Origin of the sequence: Sulfuricurvum sp. (assembly GCF_023250475.1) — a bacterium.
GTDB lineage: Bacteria > Campylobacterota > Campylobacteria > Campylobacterales > Sulfurimonadaceae > Sulfuricurvum.
Window position 1 is genome coordinate 1 of sequence record NZ_JAHFAQ010000083.1, and the last position, 10,126, is coordinate 10,126.

A 10,126-nucleotide genomic window follows, 5' to 3' on the forward strand; every position below is an offset into this window, starting at 1 on the left:
CAAAAACAAGGGCAAAGAAGGGGATATCCATTACTTTGCTACCACGATTGTCCCCATAAAAAACCATGACGGTACTATTGTGGAAATCCTCTCGATTCGTCATGAAATCACCGATATGGTCAAAGCCAAAGAGGAGGCGCTCCAAACTCTCGAAGCTAAAACTAAATTCTTTGATCAGATATCACACGAACTCCGAACCCCACTCAATGCAATCGTCAACTTTACCGATCAGGCATTGGAGAGCTATGATGAGATAGTCGAAGATGAAGTGAGCCGCGAATTGGTCAAAAAATATTTACAGCGTTCGTATGCCAATGCCGAAAATTTGTTGGAGTTGATCAACTCCCTTTTGGATATCGCCAAAATGAAGTCGGGAAAAACAGTTTTCGATATTGCATCAAACAATGCGGTTTCTCTTGCCCGTGAGGCCTTTGAAAACTGTTCAAGTCTCCTCAAAAACAGCGCAATCAACTATCAATTTAAGGCAGCGAAAAGTGTTATCCCGATAGAGTGTGACGGTGTAAAATTTAAACAAATCATCACCAATCTTATCTCGAATGCATTGAAATTTACGGCCGAAGGGTTTGTGGAAGTACGGCTGGATGAGAGCGAGGATACCTGTGTGATAGAGATTGAAGACAGCGGTATCGGGATACCGAGTGAAAAACTCTCCTTTGTATTCGAACCGTTTGCTCAAGTGCGCGATCACGGATTTGGTACGGGTCTGGGATTAAACATCGTACGCGAATATGCTGAGGCGATGGAGATGTCACTCGAGCTTCGCTCTGAAGAGGGAACGGGGAGCTGTTTTACGCTGAGAATTAAGAAGTCTTTACATTAAACGTTAGTAATAATTTGATTTCTATGAAATAACTATTTTGAATTTGTATAAGGAATTCTAGTGTTCAGTCGCCACTATCAAATCATCGATACTCTCCATGAAAATATCTCTACGGTGGTCTATCGTGCACGGCGTACGGCCGATGCTCAAACAGTGATTGTCAAAATGCTCAAACCGGGTGAAATAACCGAGCATAGAGTTTCCCAGTTTATGAACGAACAGCAGATTCTCTCGTCTCTTAAATCTCCCGATATCGTTAAATTGATAGAGATTGTCGCACTCCCTACGGAATATCTTCATGTATTTGAAGATATCGGCGGAAATTCTCTGTATGAGATGCTGCTGGAACACCGTTTCTCGATTGGTGAGGGGCTGAATATCGCTATTAAAATTGCGGAAGCACTCCATTTTATTCATCAAAAGCACATCGTTCATGCCGATGTCAACCCTAAAAATATCATTTACAATAATGAAACCAAAGTACTCCAAATTATCGATTTCGGATACTCGATCATCGATAATCATCTTCGTTACAATAGTGATGTCGATGTGGGAACCTCGGGCAATCTGATGTATATGTCGCCTGAACAAACGGGGAGAACCAAACAGCGTATCGATTCCCGTAGTGATTTATACAGTTTCGGGATGAGTCTTTATCATCTTTTTTCAGGCCGTTTTCCGTATGAGGCAAAAGACCGTTATGAATTGATCCATAAACAAATCGCGCTGCGTCCGGAGCCGATTGAAAACTATGTCGAAAATTTTCCTCCGGTGCTCTCTTCGATCATCAATCGACTCACTTCGAAAAAAGCGGATGAACGTTACCAAAGTGACGAAGCATTGCTGTATGATCTTAAATACGCCCTCAAAACCCTCGATACGTCGGATCAAATCCCTTGGTTTGAGATAGGGACACACGATCAGCCTTCCCTTCGTTTCGGTGATCATCTCTTCGGCAGAGATATCGAGCTCGGACGGCTGAAGGATGCGGCACATAATGTCGCTTTGCATAAATCGGTTCGACTTGTCGTATCAGGTCTTCCCGGTGTCGGTAAGACCCGTTTTATTGAAGAGTTTTTAACCCTTTTAAGTACCGGAGGGAACCGTATTCTTCGAGGAAAATTCGAACAATACCGTTCTTCTCATCCGTATTTAAGTATTAAACAGCTTTTTGTTCAGCTTAAAATAGTATGGAAACGTCATATTAACACCCATAAACCTTTTCATCTGGATGCGCGCAGTGAATATACCTTGGGTTATTATTTTCCTGAGTTACGCGAAATGTTGATGCAAAAAAATCTCTCATACAGCTCAGCGGGTGACGAGATGCATCATCAGCTCCCGTATGCCGTTCAACAGCTGTTACGTCAGCTTTCAAGCGATACATCTCCGTTGGTCATTTTTATGGATGATTTGCAATGGGCGGATGCGGCATCACTGGATTTGATCTATCGAACGATTTTTCAGATGGATATTCCCAATCTCCATTTTATTTTCAGTTATCGTGACAAAGAGATAGAATCCAATCAAAGTGCATGGACATTTGTTCAAAAAGTTCGCGAAAGCCGATCTTCTGATTTATACATCTTCGATCTTATTCCTCTCTCCAAACCCGATATCCGCCGTATGTTTCATTCGATTTTAGGATCGGATGGGGCTGAGGTGGATGCTTTATCGGATATTATCTATAAAAAAACGGACGGAAATCCATTTTATATCAAGACGCTTTTCTATAATTTAGTCGATTCAAAAGAGATCACTTATGTGGGGGGCGCATGGCATTTTCAAATCGAAAAGATTCGTGCTTACGGAGCCACTATCAATATCGCCGGATTGATTACCGATAAATTTTCAAAACTCACAACCGAAGAACAGAATTATTTACGCTATTTATCGGTATTAGGGAATCGTTTTGAGATAGAGCTGTCACGACGAATGATGAAAGCGCTGAAATATCCCGATGCGATGATGGAACGGCTAGAAGTCAAAGGATTTATCGAACTGTTCGGCGGACATTATCAGTTTGTACACGACATGATACAGCATCATATTATTGCCTCCATCCCTTCTTCCCAACGTGAGGAGATTGACCGCGCTATCGGTGAATTTTTGGAACGTGCCTATAGAGTGGGAGCGTATGATGATGTCATCGGTGTCGTTATGCATCTTAATCGTGGATTTAAGCAAGAAACTGGGAATAAACGTTCATTGCATTTGAATCTCAAAGCTTTGAAGGAGATGGTCCTTAGCGGTTTGTATTCGATAGCTCTGGAGCATTTTAGATGGATGCAAGAGAGCGGATTGTGTCAGATGCTCGAAGCATTGAAACCTTCTGACGTGTTTGATTTAAAGGTATTGAGTATCAAAGTTTATTATCTGAATGCTTTGCATACAGAAGCGCAAACAGCACTCCAGGAATTGATGCAGCAGACCAATATGCTTCGTGAACGGCTGATTTGTTTCACCCTTTTTAAAGATCTTTGTGTGACGAGAGGGGGCGGATTTGAGGAATTGATTCTTTTTGGAAACACACTTCTGCATGATCTCGGGTTGGATGTTCCTGGACAACGCAAAGAGATAGAAGAGAGTGTTTTAGCGCTTAGAACGTTTATTCTCAATCATCCATCTTCAAAGGACGCCGAAGCGATAAAAGCGCTTCCGAAACTCAAAAACAGTTCCAAACAGCGGATTATCGCGATACTGGTAGACTATTGGGAAGCGGCCTATTATTTAGCCGATATCCCTTTGATGCAATGGGCCTATCTGAGTATTGTCGAAGTTTCGTTTCGTTTCGGAAATTCCAGCGGATCGGCATTCGGATATGTTCTCTACGGTGCGCAGATGGTGAGCGAACACCGCTACAAAGAGGCGTACCGATTCGGTGAAGCGGCATTGAAATTTAATCACCGATTCGAAGACGAGAGCATGCTTCCGAAAGTGCATAATTTTATGGCAAATTTTATCAGCCCTTATACAAAGCCGTTGGAGCGAAATATTCCGCTGTATCAAAAGAGTCTTCACCAAAGCAAAGTAAACGGCGATATTATCTTCGGAACGTGGGCAAACTTTTTGATGCATTTGAGTGAGTATTTCAGTGGAAAATCGCTTGAATCGCTTCGGGATAATATCCGTAATGAGAGCCATTTTCTCCTTAACTCGGGTGATCGAAAAATGATTGCTATTTTTGAGGTTCTTCGCTCTACCGTCCATATGTGGCAGGAGAGAGATGAAGATACGGAAGAAGCGGAAGAAGCGGCGATTGCCTTGTGGGAAGAGGAGAAGTTCTATCCCGCGTTGGCTTGGTATGGGATTATCAAAGCTCAGACATGCTGGATCGAGGGGGATATTGATAAAGGGTTGGAGTATCTAAATCGATTTGTCCGCAGTGAAGCAAACGAAGTGATTATGTTTCCGAAAATGAGACTTCATCCCCTTCGAGCTTTGCTTCTTCTGGGGAAAAAAACTCCGTTGAGTGTGGAAGAAGAGTCTCTTCTGTCCGAGGATTTGAAGCTTTGTGATGTTTATGCCGCTTCTTCACCCAAAGAGTTTAAGTTTTGGAAACTACTGCTTCGCGCGCAGAGGTCTAAAGAATCCCTTCAGTATTGGGACATTGCCAAACTCTATGATGCAGCGCTGAATGAAGCACGGAAAAACAACAATCCGTTTGCCATTGCCGTCGGTGCTCTGTGTGCAGGGCGTTTTTGGAGTGAAAAACGTTTTGAGGACTTAAGCCGTTTCTATTTCAGCGAAGCGGCGGTTGGGCTGAATCAGTGGGGTGCCTACAGAGCGGCTGAACGGCTAAAAGCAAAAATGCATTTAAATGCCCCATATCCTGCCGAAACTCTGGAACATTCGTCCAACAGTTCATTGTTGCGTTCCGAGCCGACTAATTATCGCAGTCTTCTTAAGTCATTTTACGCACTTTCTCAAAGTATGGAGAAAAAAGAGCTTTTGCAGACATTGATGCAGACTATTTTGGAAAATGCGACGGCGAGTAAAGCGGTATTGATCCTCAAAGAAGAGGAGATGTTTTATACCAGTGCCAAAATCGTGTTTGAAAACGGGAAAATTGATTTTTATCATACCAAACTGAGTGAAACCGATTTTGTTCCGTTTCATCTTATTACCCATGCAATCGATACACGGCATAAAGTAATCCAAAACAGCCCGGCGGAAAATGGGAAGTTTCAATACGATAACTATTTCCTCACCCGAAAACCGGCATCGTCTATCGCCATTCCGACGTTGATTGAAGGGAGTGTGAGAGGGGTTCTTTATCTCGAAAATGAGGAAATCTCGACGCCTCTGAACACCGATACTCTTCAAACTCTGCGATTATTGCTGACGCAAGCCGTGATTATCTATAAGAATGCCCTCTTGTATGAAACACTCAAAAGCAATGAAGAGAAACTCAACAAAGCGCAGCAGATTTCCCATGTCGGGAGCTGGCAATACGATAGCGTCACCGATGAGATCATTTGGTCTGCCGAAACGTATCGGATTTACGAACTGGAACCGTTTTCAATCCCGATCAATAACGAGTGGTTTTTTGCCCATATCTACCCTGATGATGTCGAATTGATTCAGGACGCGAAAGAAAAAGCGTTTCGCGGCGAACGTTTTTACGATGTAACGCACCGAATACTTACTGCTTCAGGGAATATACGAATCGTTCATCAGCGTGCCGAAGTTTATTGGGAAGATGAACATCAAAAATTTTCAGGAACCATCCAAGATATTACCGAATCCAAACACTCCGAAGAGCTGATTGACCGCTTATCTCAGGTTGTCAATCAAACTCCCCTTTCAACGATTATCACCGACTCTTTCGGTGCCATTGAATATGTCAATAATCATACGCTTAAAATGACCGGCTATTTCAACCATGAATTAATCGGACAGAAGATGAAAATATTTAACTCCGGGCTTCACCCTGAGTTATTTTATCAAGAGATGTGGTCTACGATTACCCAAAAACGCTCTTTTTGGCGGGGAACGATTGTCAACCGGATGAAAAATGGGGAGTTGCGCGATTGTGCGTCGACGATTTTTCCGATTTTCAACACTCAAGATGAGATTATCAATTTCGTGACGATCCAAGATGACGTTACCGAGAGAAATATGAAAGATAGATTGTTTTTGATGCAAACGCGTCAAGCTCAAATGGGAGAGATGCTGAGTATGATCGCCCATCAATGGCGCCAGCCGTTGGCGATCATGAGTGCTTTGATAAGCCGCCAAAAAATCAATATCATGTTAGAACGCTCAACGTTAGAGGAGATTAACAAAAGTTTCGATGAAATGGAGATACAGGTTCAGCACCTCTCCCGCACTATCACCGACTTTAAAGATTTTTTCAAGCCTGATAAACAAACGGCGCTGACGAAGAGTTCCCTCATCGTCTCCAAAACCCTTGAATTGGTAGAACATACGCTAATGAATAAAAATATTCACGTGAAGATAGACCATTCCAACGACACTGAGTATCGAACCTATGAAAACGAACTGATTCAGGTGATATTAAATCTGATCAAAAATGCCCAAGATGCTTTTGAAGAGAAAGGGGTGAATAATCCACAGATCGTTATTCATACCGATCAGAAGGACGGAGAGGTTATTCTCAGTGTTGAAGACAATGCCGGGGGAATCGATCCCGGGTTTATCGATACGGTATTTTCACCGTATACTTCGACAAAAAGTGATAACGGGACGGGATTGGGTCTGTATATGTCCAAAACCATTGTCGAAGAACATTGTCATGGAGTCATAGGTGCCGAAAATATTGAAGGCGGTGTCCGCTTTAGCCTTCGATTTCCGATTCAATATTGATTAGGGCAAAAAAATGCTATGATTTAGCCTCAAATTGAATGGGGTAAAGTCTTAAATAATTTTTTATTTGTAATAATTTGGTAGTTTTAAAGGAAAATATTTTTCCTGTGACTTTTCTGTGACTTTTTAATATTACACTTTCTCATATTTGAAAATGGAATGAAAAATTCTAATCTATAATACATGGTGGAAGATGAAAGATTTAAGACTTTTAATCGTTGATGATGTCGAAGACAATCGTCTTGTCCTCAATGCCATTTGCCGAAAAATGGAAGGTTTTGAGATCAAAGAGGCGGTTGATGGCGTCAATGCGATTACCGTGTGTGAAGCATGGCATCCTCATATTATTCTGATGGATGTGATGATGCCCAATATGGACGGATTTGAAGCCTCCAAGGTGATCAAATCCCGTTTTCCTGAAACGATCATTATTGTGGTTACTGCCGTGATAGATCCTCAGATGGAAGCCCACATGGCGACTATAGGGGTTTCGGCGTATGTCCATAAACCGATCAATAAAGAATTGATCCGATTTAAACTGCAAAGTTTCGGAGCATTTTTACGTTCCAAAGACGGAATTCATACGAAACTCTCCGCCAAAGAGGCACTTAACCCTTTTTCGTCTGATGTCCGCCATTTCAAAACAATATTTGATATCACTGATGCTGAGGGGATGATGGACTTCGGGGTATGGGTCCTTTCACGGTGTGAGGAGCGTAAATCCAGCTCCTCGTCAAAAGTGGACCCGATGATCGAACTGTTCTATGAGTTGATGCGTCAGGGGCTTCGTGACGAAGAGCAGGTTAGTATCATCATTGAAGAGAGCTTTGAAGAGATTTTTATGACGATGAAGTTGGATAAACCGATTGTTCTCAAACCAAAAGCACAAGCACTGGCGGATGATTTACAGTCGCACTGCATCATTCGACAAAATTTTGCCTGTGTCCGTTTACATAATGGTCGCGCTGATGTAAAACCGACTTCATCGGTGGACGTGATTGAAAAAGCTCCGGTATTGAAAAAAGAGGCGCTTGTAGAGAAACTTCCGGAAGTTGTGGAACCAACGACAGCTGTTTTACCGATATCGGAGCCTGCAGTCGACAAAGAGGTTCGTACTATCAATCAGAATGAGCAAGGGCTTCTTCGTCAGAGTTTTGTTGATAAAACAAGAGCCGTGGATTATGTACGAGAGATCGGAGGAGATGTTCTTGATGAGATTCGAGATTTGGAGGGTCTGGACGAGGAGTGGATCGAAAAACTTCATGCTCTCGAAGAAGAATCCACTATCGAGAATATCCGCAGTTTTGCCGACGGTGTATTAGGGGTATATGTACGCGCCATTAACAACCTGTTTGAATTTACCGCTTTGGCCTATGCCCTCTCATCGCTGGGGACGTTTATGAAAGAACATGCCGATGCGATTGTTAGCGATCCTAAAAAACTAAAAATGCTGGTGATGCTTACCGAGCATTTGGGAAGCGACCTCACATCCTGGAGAGAACATATTTTTTCATTGCAGGATGCCGCAGATATCCACTATCTGGATAGTTCGTTTTTCAGCTCGTGCATGCAGATAGAACAGATTGTCGGAAATAAAGAGATTGAGACGGACGAGGACAACGATATGGAATTCTTTTAAATTCTATCTCAACACCATTCTTTCTGCATAATTAAATATACAATTGTGGAAGAAAGATTTTTAACAACTATATCAAGGAGAACCTAAGTGGCAAAAAGAGTAATTATTGTAGACGATTCGAGAGCGGTTATTGCAACAGCGGAGTTGGCATTGGAGAGTTTGATCGGCAGTGGTGTGATTGAGTTTAAATCGTATCTGAACCCGTTAGAGCTATTGGGTGCCCTTCAAGCGGGTACTGAGAATTTTGATATGCTGATCAGTGATGTCAATATGCCCGAAATGAACGGATTAGACTTGGCTCGAGCCATCAAATCGGATGAGCGGTACAAAACCAAACCGATTATCGTCTTGACGACGGAGAGTTCGGAACAGATGAAGATGAGCGGAAAAGAGATCGGTGTTACCGGATGGATGGTTAAACCGTTCAATGATGAGAAACTGGTGAAGTCAATCAAAATGGTATTGGGGGTCTAAACGATGGAGCAAAACACATTACAGTCCCGACGAGAGCGGTATTTAACGTTCTTTTTGGGAGAGGAACAGTACGGGATTGCAATTGATCGTATCAAAGAGATCATTGCCATCATGAAAGTGACGAACGTTCCTAAAACTCCTGCGTATATGCGCGGCGTTATCAATCTGCGTGGCTCGATCATCCCCGTTGTCGATACACGGCTCCGTTTCGGGATGGAGACCAAAGAGGAAGATATGCATACGGCGATTGTGATCGTTGAAGTGGATAAGGTAAACATCGGATTCATCGTCGATCGGGTCGAAGAAGTAGCGAGTATAGAGAGTTCAAAACTAAGCGAACCGCCGAAATTCGGTAACAATATTGATACGGATTTCATCTGTTCTATGGCACAGATGGAAGAGAACGTCGTGATGATTTTAGATGTTTTGAAGCTCTTTGAAGCGGATGAACTGATCAGTTTAGAACAAATACAAAAAATAGAAACCCAAACAGGAGAATGAGATGAATTGGTTGGAAAATATGGTTTTACAAACAAAATTGACGTTGTTAACCGGAATAATGGTTCTTGCAATGATTATTTTAGGGGTTATGGGATTTAAAGCGACTGCCGGATGGGAAGCCGATATCGTTCAAATCGGAGATGTTCGTGTCCCTTCACTCATAAGTGTTGCAACGATCCGTAATGGAACGCAGCTGGTAGCGATTCAGCAAAATAGGGTTCGCGGTCTTAAGGGTGACCCTCAATTGAAAGAGAAGATGCAGAACGCGTCTGAAGAGATAGAAGCCGGATTTGAGCGTATTGATAAAGGTATGAAAATATATGAGCCGCTTCCGCAGTCACCTGAGGAAGAAAAAGAGTGGAAAGCGTTTAAACCTACGTATGAATCATGGCGTAAACAAAGTGAATTATTTAATAAAGATGTTGTGAGTGTTTTAGCAAAAACAGATGATCCTGCCCAGATTGAACAATTGTTTGCCAAAATGACACAACAATTAGATGTTATTCGTGCAGATCGTAAAGCTTCTGCCGAAAAATTGCAAAATGTGTATGACATTAATAAAGATATGATTGAAAAAACCAATACGGTTGCAAAAGAAACATCATCTTCGTATAAACAGATGTTTATGATTGTTGCCGTTCTTTCGATCCTTTTTGCGATTCTTTTCGCTTGGGCATTGATCCGTTCGATTACCCGTGCGATCACAGAGAGCGTCACGACCATCCGCGACGGTGCAATGCAGATCACGTCGGCATCCGATCAAGTTGCTTCGTCATCGTCGTCATTGGCACAAGGGGCAAGCGAGCAGGCTTCCAGTGTCGAAGAGGTCAGTGCGACACTCG

Annotated in this window: 6 protein-coding genes; all 6 read left to right on the plus strand. The window is 42.6% G+C overall.

Annotated elements, in window-relative coordinates; translation table 11 throughout:
* Positions 1-841 (plus strand): HAMP domain-containing sensor histidine kinase (locus Q0C19_RS08465; RefSeq protein WP_295055071.1); only part of this gene is annotated, 841 nt, incomplete at its 5' end.
* 60 nt (positions 842-901) lie between these two features.
* Complete coding sequence (locus tag Q0C19_RS08470) at positions 902-6,670, plus strand: protein kinase (RefSeq protein WP_295055072.1); 5,769 nt, start codon at positions 902-904, stop codon at positions 6,668-6,670.
* Between the two features lie 193 nt (positions 6,671-6,863).
* Positions 6,864-8,309 (plus strand): response regulator, encoded by a 1,446-nt coding sequence (locus Q0C19_RS08475; RefSeq protein WP_295055073.1) that lies wholly within the window; start codon positions 6,864-6,866, stop codon positions 8,307-8,309.
* Between the two features lie 87 nt (positions 8,310-8,396).
* Positions 8,397-8,783 carry a response regulator gene (locus tag Q0C19_RS08480; RefSeq protein WP_295055074.1) on the plus strand — a complete coding sequence of 129 codons (387 nt, stop codon included), beginning with the start codon at positions 8,397-8,399 and terminating at the stop codon, positions 8,781-8,783.
* Between the two features lie 3 nt (positions 8,784-8,786).
* Complete coding sequence (locus tag Q0C19_RS08485; protein WP_295055075.1) at positions 8,787-9,284, plus strand: chemotaxis protein CheW; 498 nt, start codon at positions 8,787-8,789, stop codon at positions 9,282-9,284.
* 1 nt (position 9,285) lies between these two features.
* A partial coding sequence (locus tag Q0C19_RS08490; RefSeq protein WP_295055076.1) for an MCP four helix bundle domain-containing protein occupies positions 9,286-10,126 on the plus strand: 841 nt, incomplete at its 3' end.

What these genes read in the sequence shown, in the direction of transcription:
- Q0C19_RS08485 (WP_295055075.1), top strand. Translation starts at nt 8,787, where the DNA reads ATGGAGCAAAACACATTACAGTCCCGACGAGAGCGGTATTTAACGTTC.
- Q0C19_RS08475 (WP_295055073.1), top strand. Translation starts at nt 6,864, where the DNA reads ATGAAAGATTTAAGACTTTTAATCGTTGATGATGTCGAAGACAATCGT.